Annotated in this window: 21 protein-coding genes and 1 tRNA gene; 17 read left to right on the top strand and 5 right to left on the bottom strand. The window is 46.2% G+C overall.

The genetic code is table 11. The features are described from left to right. The first annotated feature begins 213 nt into the window (after positions 1-213). On the top strand, positions 214-720 hold the full coding sequence (locus tag OQJ86_RS24240; protein ID WP_038872853.1) for a hypothetical protein: 507 nt from the start codon (positions 214-216) through the stop codon (positions 718-720). A 100-nt stretch (positions 721-820) separates the two neighbouring features. On the opposite strand, the gene OQJ86_RS24235 is transcribed toward OQJ86_RS24240, so the two are convergent. Continuing rightward, positions 821-897 (bottom strand) — tRNA-Arg (locus OQJ86_RS24235). Positions 898-965: 68 nt separating this feature from the next. Continuing rightward, positions 966-2,099 (bottom strand): flagellar assembly protein FlgT, encoded by a 1,134-nt coding sequence (locus OQJ86_RS24230; protein WP_038872856.1) that lies wholly within the window; start codon positions 2,097-2,099, stop codon positions 966-968. Between the two features lie 172 nt (positions 2,100-2,271). Between OQJ86_RS24230 and OQJ86_RS24225 the strand changes: the two genes are divergently transcribed. Further along, positions 2,272-2,910 (top strand): FlgO family outer membrane protein, encoded by a 639-nt coding sequence (locus OQJ86_RS24225; RefSeq protein ID WP_038872858.1) that lies wholly within the window; start codon positions 2,272-2,274, stop codon positions 2,908-2,910. A 9-nt stretch (positions 2,911-2,919) separates the two neighbouring features. Continuing rightward, positions 2,920-3,351 (top strand): flagellar assembly lipoprotein FlgP, encoded by a 432-nt coding sequence (gene flgP / locus OQJ86_RS24220; RefSeq protein ID WP_038872861.1) that lies wholly within the window; start codon positions 2,920-2,922, stop codon positions 3,349-3,351. Between the two features lie 168 nt (positions 3,352-3,519). Here the strand turns inward: flgP and OQJ86_RS24215 are convergent, their stop codons facing one another. The 3 genes from OQJ86_RS24215 to flgA all read right to left on the bottom strand — a co-directional run bounded on the left by OQJ86_RS24215 (position 3,520) and on the right by flgA (position 5,148). Beyond that, the gene (locus tag OQJ86_RS24215) at positions 3,520-3,945 is read right to left on the bottom strand and encodes a flagella synthesis protein FlgN (RefSeq protein WP_039975361.1); all 426 of its coding nucleotides are present in this window, start codon (positions 3,943-3,945) and stop codon (positions 3,520-3,522) included. Between the two features lie 26 nt (positions 3,946-3,971). Continuing rightward, the gene (flgM, locus tag OQJ86_RS24210; protein ID WP_005425628.1) at positions 3,972-4,286 is read right to left on the bottom strand and encodes a flagellar biosynthesis anti-sigma factor FlgM; all 315 of its coding nucleotides are present in this window, start codon (positions 4,284-4,286) and stop codon (positions 3,972-3,974) included. A 115-nt stretch (positions 4,287-4,401) separates the two neighbouring features. Further along, the gene (gene flgA, locus OQJ86_RS24205; protein ID WP_038872868.1) at positions 4,402-5,148 is read right to left on the bottom strand and encodes a flagellar basal body P-ring formation chaperone FlgA; all 747 of its coding nucleotides are present in this window, start codon (positions 5,146-5,148) and stop codon (positions 4,402-4,404) included. A 76-nt stretch (positions 5,149-5,224) separates the two neighbouring features. Between flgA and OQJ86_RS24200 the strand changes: the two genes are divergently transcribed. The 14 genes from OQJ86_RS24200 (at position 5,225) to OQJ86_RS24135 (ending at position 19,857) form a co-directional block, all read left to right on the top strand. Beyond that, entirely contained in the window at positions 5,225-6,151 is a 927-nt protein-coding gene (locus tag OQJ86_RS24200; protein WP_038872871.1) for a chemotaxis protein CheV, read from the top strand. Positions 6,152-6,162: 11 nt separating this feature from the next. Then, positions 6,163-6,990, top strand: a complete 828-nt coding sequence (locus OQJ86_RS24195) for a protein-glutamate O-methyltransferase (protein ID WP_265991636.1) — start codon at positions 6,163-6,165, stop codon at positions 6,988-6,990. A gap of 340 nt (positions 6,991-7,330) precedes the next feature. Then, on the top strand, positions 7,331-7,726 hold the full coding sequence (gene flgB / locus OQJ86_RS24190; RefSeq protein WP_038872877.1) for a flagellar basal body rod protein FlgB: 396 nt from the start codon (positions 7,331-7,333) through the stop codon (positions 7,724-7,726). 5 nt (positions 7,727-7,731) lie between these two features. Then, the gene (flgC, locus tag OQJ86_RS24185; RefSeq protein ID WP_038872880.1) at positions 7,732-8,145 is read left to right on the top strand and encodes a flagellar basal body rod protein FlgC; all 414 of its coding nucleotides are present in this window, start codon (positions 7,732-7,734) and stop codon (positions 8,143-8,145) included. 17 nt (positions 8,146-8,162) lie between these two features. Next, the gene (gene flgD / locus OQJ86_RS24180; RefSeq protein WP_038872887.1) at positions 8,163-8,873 is read left to right on the top strand and encodes a flagellar hook assembly protein FlgD; all 711 of its coding nucleotides are present in this window, start codon (positions 8,163-8,165) and stop codon (positions 8,871-8,873) included. 32 nt (positions 8,874-8,905) lie between these two features. Next, a complete protein-coding gene (flgE, locus tag OQJ86_RS24175; protein WP_009705674.1) occupies positions 8,906-10,219 on the top strand; it encodes a flagellar hook protein FlgE in 1,314 nt (437 codons plus the stop codon). A gap of 308 nt (positions 10,220-10,527) precedes the next feature. Next, positions 10,528-11,277, top strand: coding sequence for a flagellar basal body rod protein FlgF (locus OQJ86_RS24170; RefSeq protein ID WP_038879788.1), 750 nt, complete (start codon positions 10,528-10,530; stop codon positions 11,275-11,277). A gap of 18 nt (positions 11,278-11,295) precedes the next feature. After that, entirely contained in the window at positions 11,296-12,084 is a 789-nt protein-coding gene (gene flgG, locus OQJ86_RS24165; protein ID WP_038872892.1) for a flagellar basal-body rod protein FlgG, read from the top strand. 30 nt (positions 12,085-12,114) lie between these two features. Then, positions 12,115-12,894: a flagellar basal body L-ring protein FlgH gene (flgH, locus tag OQJ86_RS24160; protein ID WP_038872908.1), complete on the top strand. Its 780-nt coding sequence runs from the start codon at positions 12,115-12,117 to the stop codon at positions 12,892-12,894. Positions 12,895-12,938: 44 nt separating this feature from the next. After that, positions 12,939-14,030, top strand: a complete 1,092-nt coding sequence (locus tag OQJ86_RS24155; RefSeq protein WP_038879784.1) for a flagellar basal body P-ring protein FlgI — start codon at positions 12,939-12,941, stop codon at positions 14,028-14,030. A gap of 19 nt (positions 14,031-14,049) precedes the next feature. Further along, entirely contained in the window at positions 14,050-14,976 is a 927-nt protein-coding gene (flgJ, locus tag OQJ86_RS24150) for a flagellar assembly peptidoglycan hydrolase FlgJ (RefSeq protein WP_038872895.1), read from the top strand. Between the two features lie 165 nt (positions 14,977-15,141). Continuing rightward, entirely contained in the window at positions 15,142-17,055 is a 1,914-nt protein-coding gene (gene flgK / locus OQJ86_RS24145; RefSeq protein WP_265991627.1) for a flagellar hook-associated protein FlgK, read from the top strand. A gap of 12 nt (positions 17,056-17,067) precedes the next feature. Next, positions 17,068-18,258 (top strand): flagellar hook-associated protein FlgL, encoded by a 1,191-nt coding sequence (gene flgL, locus OQJ86_RS24140; protein WP_265991625.1) that lies wholly within the window; start codon positions 17,068-17,070, stop codon positions 18,256-18,258. Between the two features lie 444 nt (positions 18,259-18,702). Next, the gene (locus tag OQJ86_RS24135; RefSeq protein WP_038872900.1) at positions 18,703-19,857 is read left to right on the top strand and encodes a flagellin; all 1,155 of its coding nucleotides are present in this window, start codon (positions 18,703-18,705) and stop codon (positions 19,855-19,857) included. The last annotated feature ends 515 nt before the right edge of the window (positions 19,858-20,372 follow it).

Below are 20,372 nucleotides of genomic sequence, written 5' to 3'. Positions count from 1 at the left end.
CTCCGAATACATTAGCGCAAACCAACTCCGTTATTACTTAATTGTAGTTGCAATAACGGGGCGGACCATACATTTTTATATCTATTGCGCTCATCTTAGATGTATTACAAAAGAATCAACGTCTATGCTATTTACAGTTTTGTATTTTATTACTTTAATTATGTATGAGTTTTGCTTACCCTTTGGCTATTAATAGAATTATTAGTTAGCACTATGTCTAAGAGCAATTTAATAACAAACACTGGACACCGCTTTATTTCGAAAGGCAAAACAGCCTTTAAGATCCACATCCACACACCGGAAGATACGGTATTGCACCGCTCCGTGGGTTTCGTTCGCATTGGAGAAAAGAAAGGCCTTAAGAAGGCCATCAAACTGCGTAACGAGCTCGGGCGTGAAATGTGGGGCAAGTTTTGGCGTCGTCTATTGAAAGACCCGTACCTGATGACAAGGCTGCCACACAGCGTTGAGCCTAAGATTGTCCATAAACCCAACCCAACGTTGGAAGATCCGAACAATCGAGACACTTGTTACATTGCCAAGTGGCGTGAGTTCGATGAGGAAGGGCAGTACAAGTACAAAACGGTGGTTCGATCCATCAACAAGTACGGAAAACTTGCCGCCTATATGCAGACGAAAAAAGCGTTGTTGGATGCACACAAAGATAACCTTGAGATCTTAACCTTCATGGGGCGCCTAAACAGCATTGATCTCAAGTAAGCGGTTTTTCACTGGTGTCGTCGACATCGTTCGAAATGATTTCCCTATACTACGGGCATAAAAAAGCCTTAGCTTGAATGCAATAAGCTAAGGCTATGAATGGCGCCCCCAGTAGGATTCGAACCTACGACCTGTCCCTTAGGAGGGGACTGCGCTATCCAGCTGTGCCATGGGGGCGTAATCAAATAAGATGCGTTACCTATGATATTCAAAAGTAAGCATATCGCAAAGCCTTATACGCGTTGCTAAAGCATCTTGTTCATTACGTCGCCAATTTGAACACTAGAGGCAAGGTTTGGTTGTTCGATCGTCAGTTCCGCTTCGTGCTCGTAGACACGAGTTACCCTAAGGGTTATTTCGCTCTGAGAGACCTTATTACGTGGCAAACCGTTTTGGTCTATGAATGACGCCGTGTGCCACAATTGCAGCTGGTCACCCTCTTGTACGCCGTGCATGCGGCCAAGATCCATGGTGACTGTGTTGCCAAATACCGCGACCACTTCTGGTAGGGTAATTTTACAAGACAGTTCCGATTCCAAATCCAACATAATATTACGGCTCACGCGCAGCATCATTTCACCGTAGGTGGATGCCCAGAAGCGTGCACTGCGTGTATCGACTTGGCTGGTTTTTGCAAATGGCCAGCGAGCCACTTCACGGTAATTTTTGTGGTAGACCTCATGGCCAGTTTTACCGTCAAAAACTTTCATCTCCAGTGCAAACTGACGATTGATTACGTCGTCTTTCAATAATTTTGCATCAATGGTTGCGGTTAAATCTGTTACTACACCACCAATGATGTATTGCGCGCCGTTGTCTTGCGCGATCATTTTGGTTCGTTCTGGGTAATTTGCGCTGATCGAATAATCGGTGGTGCCAACAGAAACAAAGCTGCGTGACGTTTGATCCAATTGACGATTCACAACATGGCTGAAATCGTCGCCAACATTGTAGATCTGGCCCATTACCGCCTGTTGGGGTGACGCGACATCAATGTTACCCACCAGAACGGTTTTCTTGTATTGATCCACGTGGCAACCCGTTGCCGATGGATAAATGTCCACACGGATGCGCATTTCCATCTTGCCGCTGCGTTTACGCTCTGACTCCACCAAGATGTAACGCACTTCATGGTTAGTGAATTGGTACTCTTTGCGGCTTTCTTCTAATAGCGGCATCAAATTACTGATGCTGCCAATGTCTGCGCCCGAAAAGTTGACGGCTTTGAAGAGGGCGTCTTCCAATGCGTGCAGCCTTGCCGCTTCATCTGAAGAGACGATCGTGGCAACGCCTGTCACTTCATACCAAGATGCTGCCGCTCGAAATGGCGTCATCAATATGAAAGTGATTGATATTAGGCTAAAAAATAATTTTTTCATTGTTTGTAACCGTTCGGGTATAAATATTGCTTTACCAATTTCAGTGAAGTTTGGTGGCTTTTTCTTAGTTAGACAAACAGAAGAAAAGCAAAGACTGTTCCAAGATCACGCTTCTTCGTAAACGAAGTGATGAAAGAGCAGTAACACCTAAGATTATCTGGAGAATCAAACCATGAAAAGATGGCTTGTCGCCGCATCGATGATGACGCTTTTGACATCGTGCGCGTACTCACCAATTTACAATGGTAAAGAACCGTATTCTGGCAGTCAGTTTATGCTGATGGACAGTCCTCGTCATACGATGGACTTTTTCATTGAGAGCATGACGGAAGAGTTAATGGTTTCGAATGTTGCAGTATCGTCGCGTACACCGATTGCGATTACCTCTTTTGTCGATCTGCAAAGCATGGATGCCACTAACTGGCTGGGCAATTCGGTATCGGAAGGGTTTATCCATCAGTTCCAGCGCCGTGGCTTCAAAGTTGTGGATTTTAAAACAACGGGCAATATCCAAGTTACACAGCAAGGTGACTTTGCTCTAAGCCGTGATTGGCAAGACCTTGCACAAGCACAAGAGATTCAATACGTGCTGACCGGTACGATGTTGCGTCAAGAGGGCGGCGTCCTAGTCAACGCTCGTGTAGTTGGAATGCAAAGCCGTATCGTAGTGGCGACAGCGCAAGGCTTCTTGCCTGCGGACCGTATTGGTCGTGATTTGGATACGCTTAACAGTATTCGCACTCAAGATGGCGTGCTGATTCGCTCCGACCCAACTATTCGTCAGCCATACACAGTGATTCTCCGCCCGTAGGACATTAGCATGAAGAAGTTATTATTTATTATTGCGACATTGGTGCTGGTGGGGTGTCAACCATTGCAGCAGATGCGTCAAGATGAGATTTTAGTGGCGGTAGGTTATGCCAGCGTAAGTGAGCAAACAGGCCGAACCGTTGAAGAAAGACGCGTTCGTGCCATGCGTGCGTCAAAGATTGATGCTTACCGTGAGTTAGCAGAGCAAGTGTATGGTATGCGTGTTAGCGGCCGTGCAGAGCTTGCTGATCAGCGTCTGGGTGTGGAAAGTACCACTGGCGCTGTTGATGGCGTTATCCGTGGTGCAGAAGTCGTGCGCAGTTACTTGGTTGAAGACAGTTACGTGACAGAGCTTCGCCTAGATATCCGTAAAATGGATAAGCTGCGAGATTACGGAGAAGTACAACAAGTTCCTGAGAAGCGTCAGCAGACCTTGTTCTAATTCGACCTAGCTTTACTCAACAGATAATTTTTCTTAAGCGGCTGATTGGCAACAATGAGTCGCTTTTTTGTTGGCGTTTTATTGCGAAGTCGTGTGAGTAGAAAATACCCTCAGTGGGAATGTTCTGGTGAGCGTGGAGCGAATGCCAAAGAGTAAGGGTGAGGAAATCTACGCTTTAATGTTGGTTCCGAGAGTAGAAATCGTATGGGTTTTACCGCCAGCATTGTAAGTCATGCCGATCTTACCGTGGGTATGCTGAAGCATGTTGTTAAGTTTGTTGAAACTCAGTTGAGCACGGTTGAGTGATTCACCGTTCATTTGGTTTACTTGCTGACAATCGAGGACGATGGATTGGATTTGAGCGACTAGCTGACTTAGGTTTTCATCTTCAGTAAGTTGATTGACGTGCGGGTGAGAGGCGATTCGCTGGTCAGTGGTTCTTAGTTGACCAATGAGTGTCATTTTTTCTTTGGCGAGTTTTTCGATCTCAACAGAGACACGAGCAGTGATGGCTTGTGTTTCTTGACGCAGTACACCAGAAAGTGCTTTCGCATTTTCTAGCTGGAAATTTACAAGATCGACTAATGCTGCCATGAATACTTACCTTGGGCCTAAGTCAGTTAGCTTTTGCCTTGCAATTCGTTTTCAAACTTAATCATATTGTCCGCCAGTTTTTCTGGGTCGACTTTGTATGAACCGTTTGCGATTGCTTCTTTAATTGCCGCTACTTTTGCGCTGTCATAAGCCGGAGAAGCTGCCATATCCTTTTGGAGTTTGCTGACTGCTTTGCCTTGTTGGCTTAGTGATACCGCGTCTTGCTGTGCTGGCGCTTTTTTCGATTCCGTTGTGCTGGTTGCACTAGAATCTGTACGTGCAGGTGCGCGACTGGTTGTCGTCATCATCTGTCCTGAACGTATATTGTCTATACCTGCCATATATCAACCTTAAACTCGTATCGTAATACTGGTATCCAGACTATCGACCAAGTACCAAATAACTTTAGTGCTTTTTTGCATTTTTATTGATCGATTTGCCGTACACCAGCCAACCTTAGAAGGTGATGGTGATTTCCGCAATGCCTGTCACAATTCCTTCTATTATACGTTGGGACTTATCATTTTTCACTCTTACTTGATCGCCAGAAGATCCATCTTGCAATGCGGTGCCTTGCGTGGTGATGGTCATACCTGATTTTACTGCTCTGATCGTCACTTTCTCATTACGGCAAACCACGCACACGTCATTGCGCTCGACCACATCACCTAGGCGTACATTGCGCTTGAGTTTTGAGCCGATCACTTGCTCAATATTGGTGAAACCGTCTTTGCGAAAACGCTGTAACTCGATCATTGAAGTGGTTACGTCAGAAGCACTGATGATCTCTCCTCGACCTAACTGGCGGGTAGAAACGATCATTGGAACTGAAGCCGAGATCCTTACCGGAACGTAGACCTTCCAATTGTCTGCGGGGCATTCAACCAAAACGTTAATATTGCTGCGTGTGCTACTGGTTGAAGATGCAGATGTATCAAGGGGCTCTGGGCAATCGGTGGCTTTGATACGTGGATCAATATTTGCCGCATTGACGGACAAATTTCCTCCCGCTGGTTGCTCTACCGTGCTAAGAATGTGCTGCTCGGCGGCGGTTCGGATTTGCTCAAGTTGGTTTTCCGTTGCTGAATGCACAAAAAAGCTAAACATACTGAGCAAGATGCCGATAGACTTAGCGTACTTTGTAAATAACGCTCTACATATTGTCATAGTCAATGGTGTCGAATTTATATTATGATACGCCATACTGTTTCTCTGGTATTATGCCTACCAGTGGTAGAGTATCATTTAAAATCAAAAAGTTTGAGATGGAGATGAGCATATGACGGGGATTCTTGATTCGGTGAATCAGCGTACGCAACTCGTTGGCCAAAACCGATTAGAATTACTGACTTTTCGGTTGATGGGGCGACAGCGTTACGGCATTAACGTATTCAAAGTAAAAGAAGTACTACAGTGCCCTAAGCTGACTTCAATGCCAAATCTACACCCTTTGGTGAAAGGTGTCGCTCATATCCGTGGCCATACTGTGTCAGTGATTGATTTAAGTCTGGCAATCGGTGGCCGCCCAACCACAGATATTGATAAATGTTTTGTTGTTATCGCAGAATTCAACCGTACCATCCAAGCGTTTTTGGTGTCGTCGGTTGAGCGCATTATTAACATGCATTGGGAAGCGATTCTGCCGCCACCTGATGGTGCAGGCAAAGCGCATTACCTAACTGCGGTAACGAACATTGATAACGAATTGGTAGAAATCCTAGACGTAGAAAAGATCTTAGCTGAGATTGCGCCAGTGGATGAAACCATGGATTCAGCTATCGGTGAAGAAATTGCCGTTGCTGAGCAAGCGAAGCCAATTGTTCGTCGTATTTTGATTGCGGATGACTCAACCGTTGCTCGTAAACAAGTTGAGCGAGCAATTACTTCGATTGGATTTGAAGTTGTCTCTGTGAAAGATGGTAAAGAAGCGTACAATAAGCTGCTTGAAATGGCACAAGAAGGAAGCATCTACGATCAGATTTCGTTGGTGATCTCCGACATTGAAATGCCAGAAATGGATGGTTACACGCTAACCGCCGAGATTCGCAGAAATGCAGATTTGAAGAACCTTTATGTTATCCTCCACTCCTCATTGAGTGGCGTCTTCAACCAAGCCATGGTTGAGCGCGTGGGTGCAAACACCTTCATTGCGAAATTTAACCCAGATGAATTGGGTAACGCGGTTAAATCTGCATTAACACAATAAAAGAGACATTAATGACTGCTATTACAATCAGTGATCAAGAGTATCGTGACTTTAGCCGTTTTCTAGAATCACAGTGTGGCATCGTATTAGGTGACAGTAAGCAATACCTAGTGCGCAGCCGACTGAGCCCGCTTGTGACTAAATTCAAGCTTGCTTCGTTGTCTGATTTGCTCCGTGATGTCGTAACTGGTCGCAACCGTGAACTGCGAGTTGCCGCTGTGGATGCGATGACGACTAACGAAACATTGTGGTTCCGAGATACTTATCCGTTCACGGTATTAGCTGACAAATTGTTGCCGGAGATGGCGGCAAATAAACGACCAATTAAAATTTGGTCAGCTGCTAGCTCGTCGGGTCAAGAACCTTACTCAATGGCAATGACCATCTTGGAAACGCAGCAGCGTAAACCGGGTCTATTGCCGAGCGTGTCGATCACCGCGACGGATATCTCAGCAAGTATGTTGGATATGTGCCGAGCGGGTGTATACGACAACCTAGCATTGGGCCGAGGCCTTTCTCCTGAGCGTCGTCGTACCTTCTTTGAAGATGCTGGCGATGGCCGTATGAAAGTTAAAGACAACGTGAAACGCTTGGTAAACTTTCGTCCACAAAACTTGATGGAAAGCTATGCGCTGATGGGCAAGTTCGACATTGTTTTCTGTCGTAACGTGTTGATTTACTTCTCTCCAGAGATGAAGTCTAAAGTGCTGAACCAGATGGCAAACAGCTTAAACCCTGGTGGCTACCTGTTGTTGGGTGCTTCGGAATCGCTCACTGGTTTGACCGACAAATTTGAAATGGTGCGCTGTAATCCAGGTATTATTTACAAATTAAAGTAGCGGCAAGCTAAAATAGCGGACTCTTTTTAAAACAATGAAGCCTGACCTTGTGTCAGGCTTTTCTTTTTGTTCCTTTCCATCCCACCATCTCCTTACTCTTTCTGCGTTTCTCCTCGATAAAGATCTGGCCGTTTTTGCCTGCAATGCACCAAAGGGTGTATATTTTTTAGAGGGTCGAGTTGATTACTCGATTCTATATGACACTCCATCAATCACTTTGGCTTGCTTATTGCAATCCATTACGTCGGTAACAAAAATGGCAAAACGGCATGTTCTATTTTTGGCACGCTAATTGCTTTTTAGTTATCAATAACGGTCAGTTCTTAATGTAGAGGCAAACATGGCTATATCTTTTGACAATGCACTAGGCATCCACCAATACACGGTGGGCGTACGTGAGCGCAATGCGGAGGTGATTTCCACCAACATCGCGCAAGCCAACACGCCTGGTTATAAATCAAGAGGTTTAGATTTTGCTAAGGAATTGCAGGCGGCAAGTTCTGGGGCAAGCATTGGTCTTAGCCGTACAGATGGTCGGCACATTCCTGCCACTACAACGTTGGTCGGGGACAAGCTATATCGTCTTCCTACACAACCTGATACGGGCGATGGCAATACGGTGGATTTGGATTTAGAGCGTAACTTATTTATGCAAAACCAAATCAGACACCAGGCATCACTCGACTTTCTAGGCAGTAAATTCAAGAACTTAACCAAAGCAATCAAAGGGGAATAATTTAGATGAGCTTATTTAACGTTTTCAATGTGACAGGTTCCGCAATGAGCGCTGAGTCCGTTCGTCTGAATACTACCTCAAGCAACTTGGCGAACGCCGACAGTGTCAGCAGCTCTGCGAAAGACACTTACAAAGCGCGTCATGCTGTGTTTGGTGCGGAGTTAAGTAACGCCATGCGTGGCGGTGATACGGTGCCAGTGAAGGTGATGGGTATTGTAGAAAGCGATAAACCGCTTAGTGCGGAGTACAACCCAGACCATCCTCTTGCAAACGATGAAGGCTACATCTACAAGCCTAACGTAAATGTAATGGAAGAAATGGCAAACATGATCTCGGCTTCTCGTGCATACCAAACCAATGTGCAAGTAGCGGATTCTAGTAAACAAATGCTGCTGCGTACGCTGCAGATGGGTCAATAAGGATAAGGGGGTAGCGTATGGCCGGAATTAACAACGTTGGTCAAAGCGGCTTGTCCTATATCGACCAGCTTAAAAGTCTACAAGAGAGCAACAAGAAGACGGAAGAGAGCACTGGTAAGCAAGACCTGAAACAGGAAGACTTCTTATCTTTGCTCACGAAGCAATTGTCGCAACAGGACCCTTTTAAGCCGGTAAGTAATGACCAGATGATTGCGCAAATGGCGTCATTTGCGACCGTAGATGGTATTGGCAAAATGAACTCTCAGTTCGAGAGCTTAAACTCGTCAATGACATCAAACCAAGCGTTACAAGCTTCCTCTTTGGTAGGTCGTGACGTATTGGTCCCAGGTGCGGCGGGTGTGAAGCAAGACAATGCTGCAATGGCGGCAATGGTTAAGCTGGCACAACCAATCGACAACCTGTTTGTTCGAGTGGAAAACGAAGCGGGCCAATTGGTGCGTACTTTTGAGGTAGGTGCGAAACCAGCCGGTGACACTCGTGTACTTTGGGACGGTAATGATGAAAACGGTAATCCATTGCCTGCTGGTAAATACAATGTGAAAGCGTCTGGCTTGGTAGAAGGGGAATCGCAAGAGTTCCCGGTGTCTACTTATGCGAACGTGAACAGTGTATTGCTAGGCAAGGGTGACGGAAACGTATTACTCAATCTGGCTGGTTTTGAATCGCCAGTTCGACTTGCAGAAGTATTGGAAGTCGGCAAAGCGTAATTCGATAACAGGTCAGGTTAGGAGATTTTGGAATGTCATATGTATCTTTAAGCGGTTTGTCCTCCGCTCAACTGGATTTGAACACCACCAGTAACAACATTGCGAACGCCAACACGTACGGCTTTAAAGAGTCTCGTGCGGAATTCAGCGATGTGTACTCGAACTCTTTGTTTACCAACGCAAAAACCACTCCGGGTGGCGGTGCGCAAGCGAACCAAGTGGCGCAACAGTTCCACGAAGGTTCAAGCATTTACACCAATAACCCAATGGATTTACGTGTGTCGGGTACGGGCTTCTTCGCGGTAGCGAAAGATCGCCTTATCCCTCAACAAAATGAAATGACACGTAACGGTGCATTCCATTTGAACAAAGAAAACTACATGGTAACGGCGAACGATGAGTTCCTACTTGGTTACCAAGTAAACCCAGAGTCTGGTGAGGTATCGTCTTACGAGCCACAACCAATCAATATTCCTGCAGAGTTTGGTAAGCCAAAGCAAACAGCGAACATTGAAGTGGGTGTGAACTTACCGGCTAACGGTGATTTAAAAGATCCAACTCAGTTTGATTTCTCAGATCCAGATACATATAACCGTTCAACATCTTCGACGATTTACGATTCAATGGGTCAGTCTTACAAGCTAACTACTTACTACTTGAAAGACCAAACTCAGCCGAACACGTGGCAAACTTACTACACAGTAACGGACAAGGGCGGTGAGAAGCCATTGAACGTTGCTAACGGTGATGCGGCAACACCAACGGGTCACGTTGGTCACACGATGAAGTTCAACAACGATGGTACGCTGGCAAGTTTGAACAACGGTCAGCCAATCACATCGGTAGCGTTGGGCGATCCTGCGACAAACACCAACCCAGTGGATTTAAACGGTGCCGATCCTGCGCAAACACTTAACTTTGGTTTAGGCTCAGCGACTCAGTTTGCTGCACCATTCGAGCTGACAAAGTTCGATGAAGATGGCGCAACAACGGGCTTCCTAACTAAAGTAGACTTCGATGAAAACGGTAGCGTATTGGGTACTTACTCAAACGGTGAAAACGTAACATTGGGTCGTGTGGCGCTAGTACGTGTTCCTAACGAGCAAGGTCTGGATAAGAAAGGCGGCACTCAGTGGGATTCAACACAGTTCTCTGGTGATAAAATCTGGGGCGAATCAAACAAAGGCTCTTTCGGTACCATCAACAACGGTATGCTGGAACAGTCAAACATTGATATGACTCAGGAGCTGGTGGATCTTATTTCTGCTCAGCGTAACTTCCAAGCAAACTCACGTGCGCTAGAAGTACATAACCAACTGCAACAAAATATCCTACAGATCCGCTAGTACACTAGCCTGATAATCTGTTTGATCAAGCGCTGCGAGCCACGGCCGTTACCGCTTGGTAACATCATGACATTCATCTGATGCCTAATCTGAATAAACCTCAATTCAGGTTGGGCATGCTTTGATCTTATACTTGCCGCTGTTGCCGCTTTGTGGATCACAATCTTGCCTCTCTAGCGACTTATTCCTTCATTATCCCCTTTTTAAATATCTCGTTTTATATTCAAGCTTTTGATTAATAACATTAATTTAATATTGGCATAACTCTTGCTTTTTACTCCTTGTACAGAGAATTTTTGGAGTAAATTATGGATCGCGCACTGTTTCTCGCAATGAGCGGCGCCAAGCAAAATATGCAGGCCCTGCAATTGCGTGCCAACAACTTGGCAAACGTAAGTACAACTGGCTTTCGTGCTGACTTAGCACAAGCACGTTCCATGCAAGCTTATGGTGAAGGTCTCCCTACACGCGTATTCAGCATGACAGAACGCCCAGGGCATAACTTTGCCCAAGGCAGTGTGATTACTACGGGTCGCGATCTTGATATTACGGTAGAGGGCAATGGTTGGATTTCCGTTATGGACCAAACCGGTAAAGAAGGTTTGACGCGTAACGGCAACCTAAAAGTTGATCAAAATGGCTTACTAACTAACGCGAGCGGTCATGTGATTTTGGGCGAAAACGATGCGCCAATAACCTTGCCAATCCCAGTATCCAAAATCGAAATCGGTCGTGACGGCACCATCTCTGTACTGCCTCAAGGTGCGCCGGCTGAAGAATTAGAAGTGGTTGATCGTATCAAGCTTGTGCGCACGGACGATCAAAACTTGTTTAAAGATACCAATGGCTTATTCCGCCATAAAACTCCAAACCAGCCTTACGAAGCAGACGGCTCTATCAGCATCCAAACTGGTGCAATTGAAGGTAGTAACGTGAATGCCGTAGGTGAAATGACCGCTCTGATTGACCTTCAACGTCAGTTTGAAATGCAGGTCAAAATGATGAGCACCGCTGAAGAGATGGACAAATCTTCAGATTCATTGCTTCGTATGAGTTAACAGAGTTAGAGGTTCACAATGCATCCAGCACTATGGGTAAGTAAAACGGGTCTAGACGCCCAACAAACCAACATCGCAACGATTTCGAACAACTTGGCGAACGCCTCAACCGTTGGCTACAAGAAGAGCCGTGCGGTATTCGAAGATTTGTTCTACCAAAACATTAACCAACCAGGCGGTCAGTCTTCTCAAAATACTGAACTTCCAAGTGGTTTGATGCTGGGTGCAGGTTCTAAAGTGGTCGCAACGCAAAAAGTGCACACGCACGGTAACGCACAAACCACAACCAACGCATTGGATATGATGGTAGAAGGTGATGGCTTTTTCCAAGTGACACTACCAGACGGCAACATCGGTTACACCCGCAACGGTCAGTTCACCCTTGATGGTGAAGGGACTTTGGTGACTTCTGGCTCTGGTTACGCCGTTGAACCTGAGATTGTGATTCCTGAAGACGCGATTTCTATTACAGTCGGCACAGACGGTGAAGTATCGGTACGTATCCGTGGTGAGCAAAACAACGTGGTTGTTGGCCAGTTAACCATCACTGATTTCGTGAACCCTGGTGGTCTAGAACCTATTGGTCAAAACCTTTACCTACCAACGGGCGCAAGTGGTGATCCACAAGAAGGTGTTCCTGGTCTTGATGGCTTAGGCGAGATTCGTCAATCCATGCTTGAAGCGTCCAACGTGAACGTGACTGAAGAGTTGGTCAACATGATCGAAGCGCAGCGTGTTTATGAAATGAACTCAAAAGTAATCTCATCCGTCGACAAGATGATGAGCTTCGTTAACCAGCAATTGTAATCGCTCGGATTAGGAATTAAGGGGCCAATGATGAAACGTATTTCTCTACTTGCACTTATCGCTACGATGTCTGGTTGTACGATGCTAGAACCGATCGAAACTGACGAAGTGAGCCAAGCGACAACCGTGGTAGATGCGGTTGAAGGCGATAAGTCGAAAGACGAGAGCAGCGGCATCATTGATACTCTGCGCGGCAGAAGCGATCCTGTGGCGGGCGATCCGGCATGGGCACCTATTCATCCTAAGCAAAAACCTGAGCACTATGCGGCAGCGACGGGATCGTTGTTTAGCGCAGAACACATTACTGACCTATACGATGACTCTAAACCTCGCGGAATCGGCGACATCATTACCGTAACACTCGACGAAACGACTCGTGCGACTAAGAGTGCCAATGCCGATCTATCAAAAACCAACGATGCGAAAATGGAACCGTTGTCTGTTGGTGGTCAAGAGTTGCAAGTGGGCGGCAAGTACAACTTCTCGTACGATTTGAACAACACGAATACTTTTGCTGGTGACTCATCAGCGAAACAGAGTAACAGCATCAGCGGTTACATCACGGTAGAAGTCATTGAGGTGCTGGCAAACGGCAACCTCGTGATTCGTGGGGAGAAGTGGATGACGCTAAATACGGGTGATGAGTACATTCGCCTAAGCGGTACTATTCGTCCTGACGATATTACTTTTGACAACACTATTGCGTCAAACCGCGTATCAAACGCAAGAATCCAATATTCAGGGACCGGTTTACCACAAGATATGCAAGAGCCGGGCTTCTTGGCACGATTCTTTAATGTAGCCTTATAAGACGCCGCATTGACGGCAATTTGACTGCAAGAGATTAAGTAAGCATGAAAAGAATCCTATTAGCACTGTTGAGCGTTGCGCTGTTTGCAACCACAGCCCAAGCTGCGCGTATTAAAGACGTAGCACAAGTGGCTGGTGTGCGTAGTAACCAACTTGTCGGTTATGGCTTGGTTTCAGGCTTACCAGGTACGGGCGAATCGAACCCGTTTACTGAGCAAAGCTTCGCGGCAATGCTGCAAAACTTCGGCATTCAAATGCCGCCAGGCACTAAGCCGAAAATCAAAAACGTTGCCGCGGTAATGGTGACGGCTGAATTGCCTCCATTTTCAAAGCCGGGACAACAAGTCGATGTCACTGTGTCCTCTATCGGTAGTGCGAAAAGCCTGCGTGGTGGTACGTTATTACAAACGTTCCTAAAAGGTTTGGACGGTGAAGTATACGCAGTCGCGCAAGGCAATTTAGTCGTGAGTGGCTTTAGTGCGGAAGGTGCAGACGGTTCTAAGATTGTGGGTAATAACCCAACGGTCGGTCTTATTTCTAGTGGTGCCATGGTAGAGCGTGAAATCCCAAACCCATTTGGTCGTGGCGATTACATTACCTTTAACCTTCTGGATTCTGACTTTACCACTGCGCAGCGCATGGCAGATGCCGTGAATAACTTCCTTGGTCCCCAAATGGCCAGTGCCGTTGACGCGACTTCTGTTCGTGTTCGAGCACCACGTGATGTAAGCCAACGTGTGGCTTTCTTATCAGCTATCGAGAACCTAGAGTTCGATCCGGCTGATGGTGCGGCGAAAATCATTGTAAATTCTCGTACCGGCACCATTGTTGTCGGGAAACACGTTCGCCTCAAACCTGCGGCAGTGACGCACGGTGGCATGACGGTAGCAATCAAAGAAAACCTCAATGTGAGCCAACCAAATGGCTTCTCTGGTGGGCAAACGGTGGTTGTGCCGGACTCAGATATCGAAGTGAACGAAGAAAAAGGCAAGATGTTCAAGTTCGAACCGGGCTTAACGCTGGATGATCTTGTTCGTGCAGTCAATGAAGTGGGTGCTGCTCCTTCTGACTTGATGGCGATTCTGCAAGCGTTGAAACAAGCTGGTGCCATTGAAGGCCAGTTAATCATCATCTAATCGATTAGGAGAAAAAACCATGGTGAACAATCCTAACGATATTGGCTTTATTCATGACATCAGCTCCCTTGATACGCTTCGTCAAAAAGCGGTGAAAGAAGGCAAAGATGGCGAGCATGAAGCACTGCAAGCAGCGGCTCGTCAGTTTGAATCTATCTTTACTTCGATGATGCTGAAATCGATGCGTGAAGCCAACGAAGGCTTTGAATCGAATTTCATGAATAGCCAAAACGAAAAGTTCTACCGTCAAATGCTGGATGAGCAGATGGCGAGTAACTTGAGTGCATCGGGCTCGATGGGCCTTGCTGACATGATTGTGAAGCAACTAACCGTTGGTCAAGGTGATGATAAGAGTGAAACAGCCATGCGCGATGCGGCAAATAATGCAGTGGAATATCGTCGTGTGGATCCAAAGAAAGCACGTGAAATCGAGCAACGTTTAATTGAATCTGGCCAGTTGTCGCGTCCGGGCTCTCAGCCATCACGTTTTGATACGCCAGAATCTTTTGTTAACTCGATGAAGCCTTACGCCGACCGAGCAGCAAAAGCCTTGGGTGTGGAGCCTTCATTATTACTTGCTCAAGCCGCGCTGGAAACGGGCTGGGGGCAAAAGGTGGTTCAGAATGCGCGTGGTAGCAGTAACAATCTGTTCAACATCAAAGCTGACCGAAGCTGGCAAGGCGACAAGGTAACAACGCAAACACTGGAATTCCATGATAATACACCAGTGAAAGAGACGGCGGCGTTCCGCTCTTATTCGAACTACCAAGACAGTTTTAACGATTATGTACGATTCTTAAACGAGAACCCTCGCTACGAAACGGCACTTCAGCAAGGCGGTGATTCCGAGTCCTTTATTCGTGGTATTCACAGTGCAGGCTACGCCACCGACCCGAATTACGCAGACAAAGTACTGCAAGTGAAGCAGAAAATTGAAAGTATGTAATTCATATCGTTATTGAATGCTAAATCTTCATTTGATAAGGCTTGCCATGGTGCAAGCCTTTCTTTTTTCCTAGGTTATTTCCTTTTAATAAACTGGCACACCTTTTGCTAAAAGTTCAGTAGGTGATCGGTTCATTCCGGTTTTATTTCGTTTTTGGGGGCATGTATGGCGTCAGATCTGTTGAATGTAGGTACACAAAGTGTGCTTACTGCTCAGCGACAGTTGAATACAACTGGTCATAACATTTCTAATGCGAATACAGAAGGTTACAGTCGTCAGTCTGTTATCCAAGGCACCAACGATCCTCGCCAATTTGGTGGTTCTACCTATGGCATGGGCGTGCATGTGGAAAATGTTCGCCGCTCTTGGGATCAGTTTGCCGTCAAAGAGCTTAATCTTTCTACGACCAACTACGCTGCCAAGCTTGATGACGAAAAAAATCTCGACTTACTTTCGAGTATGTTGTCGTCGGTCGCGTCAAAGAAGATCCCTGAGAACCTTAATGAATGGTTTGATGCGGTGAAAACCATGGCAGACACCCCAAATGACATGGGCGCACGTAAGGTGGTGTTAGAAAAAGCTAAGCTGCTCAGCGATACCTTAAACGAATTTCACGAAACCGTTCGTCAGCAATCGGATGTGACCAACAAATCGCTCGATATGGGCATTGAACGTGTGAACCAACTTGCTGTTGAGATCCGCGATGTCCACCGTTTGATGATGCGAACTCCTGGTCCTCATAACGACTTGATGGACCAACACGAAAAGCTGATTAAAGAACTTTCTGAGTACACCAAAGTGACGGTCACGCCACGTAAAAACTCAGAAGGTTTCAACGTGCACATTGGCAACGGGCATACCTTGGTCTCAGGTACTGAAGCCAGCCAATTAAAGATGATTGATGGCTCACCTGATGTACATCAACGCCGTCTTGCTATGGTGGAAGGTGGCGGTATTAAAGCCATTAAGTCGGACGACATCGACGGAAAAATCGGTGCGATGTTGAAAATGCGCGACGAACATATTCCTCAAGTGATGGATGAGCTGGGTCGATTAGCGACCGCATTCTCAAGTGAAATTAACCACTTGCAATCACAAGGCTTAGATCACAACGGAAATGTTGGTGACCCGTTGTTTACTGATGTTAACTCAGAGCGCTTGGCGAAATCCCGTGTGGTCGCCGGCCCTCAATCAACCGCAGATATGGCGGTGTACATCAATGACATTAGTGCGTTAAAGGGTGGGGAGTATTCACTGCGTTACGACGGTGACAGTTACGCAGTGACCAAACCAAACGGTGAAACCGTCAAACTGAATACTGATGCTGGCAATGCAATATACATTGACGGCATGCGTGTCGAAGTGCGCAATGAGCCAAAAGTGGGTGAGCATGTGCTGCTTCGACCAACCCGTAGTAGTGCAGCACAAATGAAAGTCGAAACCACTGATCCAAAAGCAATTGCCGCACAAAGCTATGAGGCATCGACAACCTTTGCCCAAGGTAACGCAAAATTCGAAATTATCGATGCGGGCGACCTGCGTGAATTTGAAGTGGTGGTCTCACCTACGGGCGATCAATTTGCCGTTACCGATACCAAAGGCAATGTGATTATGGCTCCGCAGCCGTATCCGCCTACAGGGCCTGTTTCAGTGTCTTTGCCTAGTAATCACCCGAGTTACAAAAATGGCGGAGCAACGGTATTCGAGCTTAGCTCTGGTGCGCTGGCGAATGACAAGTTTACCGCTAACCTAGTCCCTTCTGAGGGTGATAACGGTAACTTGCGTAAGATGCAGAACATCCAAACTGACAAAAAGATGAACGGCAATGAATCGACGATTCTGAGTTTGTATTACAACTTGAATACGGACGTGGGGCTTAAGACTTCAACCGCAACGCGTTTGTCAGACGTCGCTCAACTAGAAAGTGAAGCGGCACAAGAGCGTGTGGCGTCGATCTCGGGGGTAAACCTCGATGAAGAAGCAGCAAACATGATGAAGTTCCAACTGGCGTATATGGCCTCTTCTCGTGTGATGCAGGCAGCCAATGACACCTTCAATATCATCTTGCAGTTGCGATAAAGGAGGCCTTAGATGTTAACGAGAATTTCTAGCTTCCATAACTACCAGTCAGTGCAGAACGACCTGCGCCGTCAGGAGAACAAGGTTCACCATAATCAGGAGCAACTTGCTTCTGGTAAGCAGTTGACCAAGCCGAGTGATGATCCACTTGCGACGCACTATATTCAGAGCATTGGTCAGCAAGAAGAGCAGCTAAAACAATATCTTGATGCAATTGTCTTAGTTCGTAACCGATTAGAGAACCAAGAAGTGGTGATTGCCAACGCCGAGCAATTCACTGATGAGTCGAAACGCATTTCGATGGAAATGATCAACGGTGCGTTTTCTCCGGAAGACCGCGCAGCAAAGAAGCGTGAGTTGGAAGAAATTGCGAATAACTTCTTGGCGCTTGTGAATACACAAGATGAGTCTGGTAACTATGTGTTTGCCGGGACGAAACCAAAAACACAGCCATTTTTCCGCGACTCTGATGGCAGTGTCGTGTACACCGGTGACGATTACCAGCGCAAGATGAAGATCGCCAGCAATATGGAACTGGGCATTAACTATCCGGGTAATCATCTGTTTTCGGAGATCCCAAACCCGTTTGGTGATTTCGAGCCGCAATACGATTTACAAGAAGGCTCTGAGCTGTTGCTTGGTCAAGCGACCAATGCATCATCAGACAATGCCAACTACAAAGTCACGTTTGTCGACATGAGCAACGGCAAGTTTGGTTACCAGTTGGAAAAAGACGGCAGTATTGTTCAAGTGGATGACTATTCACCGGTCGACGGGATTCAATACGAAGGCGTCAATATTCAGCTTAAAGGGCAGGTGACGGCGGGGGATAGCATTACGCTTGAACCACGTGAAACCTTTAGCGTTTTTGATGCGTTTCGAGAAACTATGTCTAGGTCAGACAGTTCAGTGTCGGATGCGTCAGCAACGGCAAAGCTTCACCAGATGACAGAAGAATTTCAAGCGGCCTTCGTTCACATGAACAAAGTCAGAACCGACTTGGGTGCTAAGTTGAGCACGCTCGATATTCAAGAGCAAAACCACGAAGATTTTAATTTGTCTCTCGCGAAAGCGAAGAGCAATTTTGAGGATTTGGATTATTCCAAAGCAGTGATTGAGTTCAGTGAGAACTCACGTGCGCTGCAAGCCTCACAACAGGCTTTTGGTAAAACAAAAGACCTGACACTGTTTAACTACATCTAGGACGTTCACAGATATCAATCTGTTGTGATTGTGCTTTATTTTGATGCCTTATGTGCCAAGCCTTAAGCGCGATAAATTGAGCAGAACGAACATGATTGTCGAGCAGATGCGGCACGATTTTACCGAAAGCGGCAATGCGTAAAGTGGCAATGTTAACGGCAACAGAAAAACAGTGAACCGATAGCAATACATGATGACCTTGCGTGGAATGAAAGCACAGGAAAATAGAACTAACTTGTTGTTTATTTGTTCGTTTTTAAAAGAGTAAATAGTGGTTAATAAGTTGGCACACAAATTGTATTAATGTCGGAAGAACAGACTTACGAGATTCTAAACCCTGCCTTATGGGCAGATTTAGCAAGTAATTTTTACGGTCAGTGCTTATCCAAATGAGAGTAAAGCAGGCCGCTTCGCAAAAGCTTGCGAACTCAAAAGGAGAGCAAAATGGCTGTAACAGTTAGTACTAACGTTTCCGCGATGACCGCGCAGCGTTATTTAAATAAGGCGAGCAACGAGCTAAACACCTCGATGGAACGTCTGTCATCAGGACATAAGATTAACAGTGCAAAAGACGATGCCGCAGGTCTACAGATCTCTAACCGTCTAACCGCACAGTCTCGTGGTCTTGATGTAGCAATGCGCAACGCGAATGATGGTATCTCTATTGCCCAAACGGCAGAAGGGGCGATGAATGAAGCGACGTCAGTGATGCAACGTATGCGTGACTTGGCGATTCAATCTTCAAACGGTACTAACTCTCCAGCAGAGCGTCAGGCGATCAACGAAGAATCATCAGCATTGACTGACGAGCTTAACCGTATCGCAGAAACAACCTCATTTGGTGGTCGTCGCCTATTGAACGGTTCGTTCGGTGAAGCGGCATTCCAAATCGGTTCAAGCTCTGGTGAAGCAATGATCATGGCGCTAACGAGCATCCGCGCGGATGACCAGCGTATGGGCGGTGTGACTTTCTTCTCTGAGAACGGTAAAGACAAAGACTGGGGTGTCGACCCGGCTAAAGCGGACCTAAAAATCACGCTTCCTGGCATGGGTGAAGACGAAGACGGCAACCCAGATGATCTAGAGATCAATATCAACGCAAAAACAGGCGACGATATTGAAGAGTTGGCAACGTACATCAACGGCCAATCTGATATGATCAATGCATCGGTAAGCGAAGACGGCAAGCTACAAGTGTTTGTTGCTCACCCGAATGTTCAAGGCGATATTTCAATCTCTGGTGGTCTAGCGTCTGATCTTGGTTTGACAGAAGATGCAGTGCGTACTTCAGTGCAAGACATCGACATGACAACTGTACAAGGTTCTCAGAACGCGATTTCTGTACTGGACTCAGCGCTTAAGTACGTGGATTCACAACGTGCTGACCTTGGTGCGAAACAAAACCGTCTGAGCCACAGCATCAACAACTTGGCGAACATCCAAGAGAACGTTGATGCATCGAACAGCCGAATTAAAGATACGGACTTTGCGAAAGAAACCACGCAAATGACCAAAGCTCAAATATTGCAACAAGCAGGTACTTCGATTCTTGCTCAAGCAAAACAGTTGCCAAACTCTGCGATGTCACTATTGCAGTAGTTTACCTTGCCTGTGTTCAATACATTCAGACGTGGATGGGAATGCAGGCTTGTGGCAAGCAACTTTATAATAGAATGTGCGGCTCTCTCATCTCTCACCTGCCAATCATTTTCAATGTAAGGTTGCACCCGGTGTGCCGGTTATGTGTTCATTTCTCTTGATCTCCACATAGGCTCTGGCTACCAACCTAGCCCCAGTTCTCTCAAAGGAAAAGGGGCTTTTTCTTTTCTATCTCCTAAATAAAACCTTCTTCACCTTCATCTAACTCACTGCTTTTTAGTGGCTTTTGATTGTTCTTTGCTCAATTTAGAACGCTCGGCTTAAGCTGCAGAAACTTGAGGCCTTTTTTCTATTTTTCTTCAATTTTTCTAGTCAAATCTCGCAAATTCATTTTTTTTGATTTTTTCCTAAAGCTTCTGAAATCCGAGTCGTTAATAGAAGTAACTTTGAGAGAACTACTTGGTTTTCCGAGACGTCGGAAACCGCTACATCGGAAAATCAATTGGAGAAATCAC

This window comes from Vibrio sp. Sgm 5, assembly GCF_026241575.1.
Classification (GTDB): Bacteria; Pseudomonadota; Gammaproteobacteria; order Enterobacterales; family Vibrionaceae; genus Vibrio; species Vibrio jasicida.
Note: the sequence above shows the minus strand (reverse complement) of the source record. Positions and strands in the feature narration are given on the sequence as shown.

What these genes read in the sequence shown, in the direction of transcription:
- OQJ86_RS24240 (WP_038872853.1), top strand. Translation starts at nt 214, where the DNA reads ATGTCTAAGAGCAATTTAATAACAAACACTGGACACCGCTTTATTTCG.
- OQJ86_RS24230 (WP_038872856.1), bottom strand. Translation starts at nt 2,099, where the DNA reads ATGAAAAAATTATTTTTTAGCCTAATATCAATCACTTTCATATTGATG.
- OQJ86_RS24225 (WP_038872858.1), top strand. Translation starts at nt 2,272, where the DNA reads ATGAAAAGATGGCTTGTCGCCGCATCGATGATGACGCTTTTGACATCG.
- flgP (WP_038872861.1), top strand. Translation starts at nt 2,920, where the DNA reads ATGAAGAAGTTATTATTTATTATTGCGACATTGGTGCTGGTGGGGTGT.
- OQJ86_RS24215 (WP_039975361.1), bottom strand. Translation starts at nt 3,945, where the DNA reads ATGGCAGCATTAGTCGATCTTGTAAATTTCCAGCTAGAAAATGCGAAA.
- flgM (WP_005425628.1), bottom strand. Translation starts at nt 4,286, where the DNA reads ATGGCAGGTATAGACAATATACGTTCAGGACAGATGATGACGACAACC.
- flgA (WP_038872868.1), bottom strand. Translation starts at nt 5,148, where the DNA reads ATGGCGTATCATAATATAAATTCGACACCATTGACTATGACAATATGT.
- OQJ86_RS24200 (WP_038872871.1), top strand. Translation starts at nt 5,225, where the DNA reads ATGACGGGGATTCTTGATTCGGTGAATCAGCGTACGCAACTCGTTGGC.
- OQJ86_RS24195 (WP_265991636.1), top strand. Translation starts at nt 6,163, where the DNA reads ATGACTGCTATTACAATCAGTGATCAAGAGTATCGTGACTTTAGCCGT.
- flgB (WP_038872877.1), top strand. Translation starts at nt 7,331, where the DNA reads ATGGCTATATCTTTTGACAATGCACTAGGCATCCACCAATACACGGTG.
- flgC (WP_038872880.1), top strand. Translation starts at nt 7,732, where the DNA reads ATGAGCTTATTTAACGTTTTCAATGTGACAGGTTCCGCAATGAGCGCT.
- flgD (WP_038872887.1), top strand. Translation starts at nt 8,163, where the DNA reads ATGGCCGGAATTAACAACGTTGGTCAAAGCGGCTTGTCCTATATCGAC.
- flgE (WP_009705674.1), top strand. Translation starts at nt 8,906, where the DNA reads ATGTCATATGTATCTTTAAGCGGTTTGTCCTCCGCTCAACTGGATTTG.
- OQJ86_RS24170 (WP_038879788.1), top strand. Translation starts at nt 10,528, where the DNA reads ATGGATCGCGCACTGTTTCTCGCAATGAGCGGCGCCAAGCAAAATATG.
- flgG (WP_038872892.1), top strand. Translation starts at nt 11,296, where the DNA reads ATGCATCCAGCACTATGGGTAAGTAAAACGGGTCTAGACGCCCAACAA.
- flgH (WP_038872908.1), top strand. Translation starts at nt 12,115, where the DNA reads ATGAAACGTATTTCTCTACTTGCACTTATCGCTACGATGTCTGGTTGT.
- OQJ86_RS24155 (WP_038879784.1), top strand. Translation starts at nt 12,939, where the DNA reads ATGAAAAGAATCCTATTAGCACTGTTGAGCGTTGCGCTGTTTGCAACC.
- flgJ (WP_038872895.1), top strand. Translation starts at nt 14,050, where the DNA reads ATGGTGAACAATCCTAACGATATTGGCTTTATTCATGACATCAGCTCC.
- flgK (WP_265991627.1), top strand. Translation starts at nt 15,142, where the DNA reads ATGGCGTCAGATCTGTTGAATGTAGGTACACAAAGTGTGCTTACTGCT.
- flgL (WP_265991625.1), top strand. Translation starts at nt 17,068, where the DNA reads ATGTTAACGAGAATTTCTAGCTTCCATAACTACCAGTCAGTGCAGAAC.
- OQJ86_RS24135 (WP_038872900.1), top strand. Translation starts at nt 18,703, where the DNA reads ATGGCTGTAACAGTTAGTACTAACGTTTCCGCGATGACCGCGCAGCGT.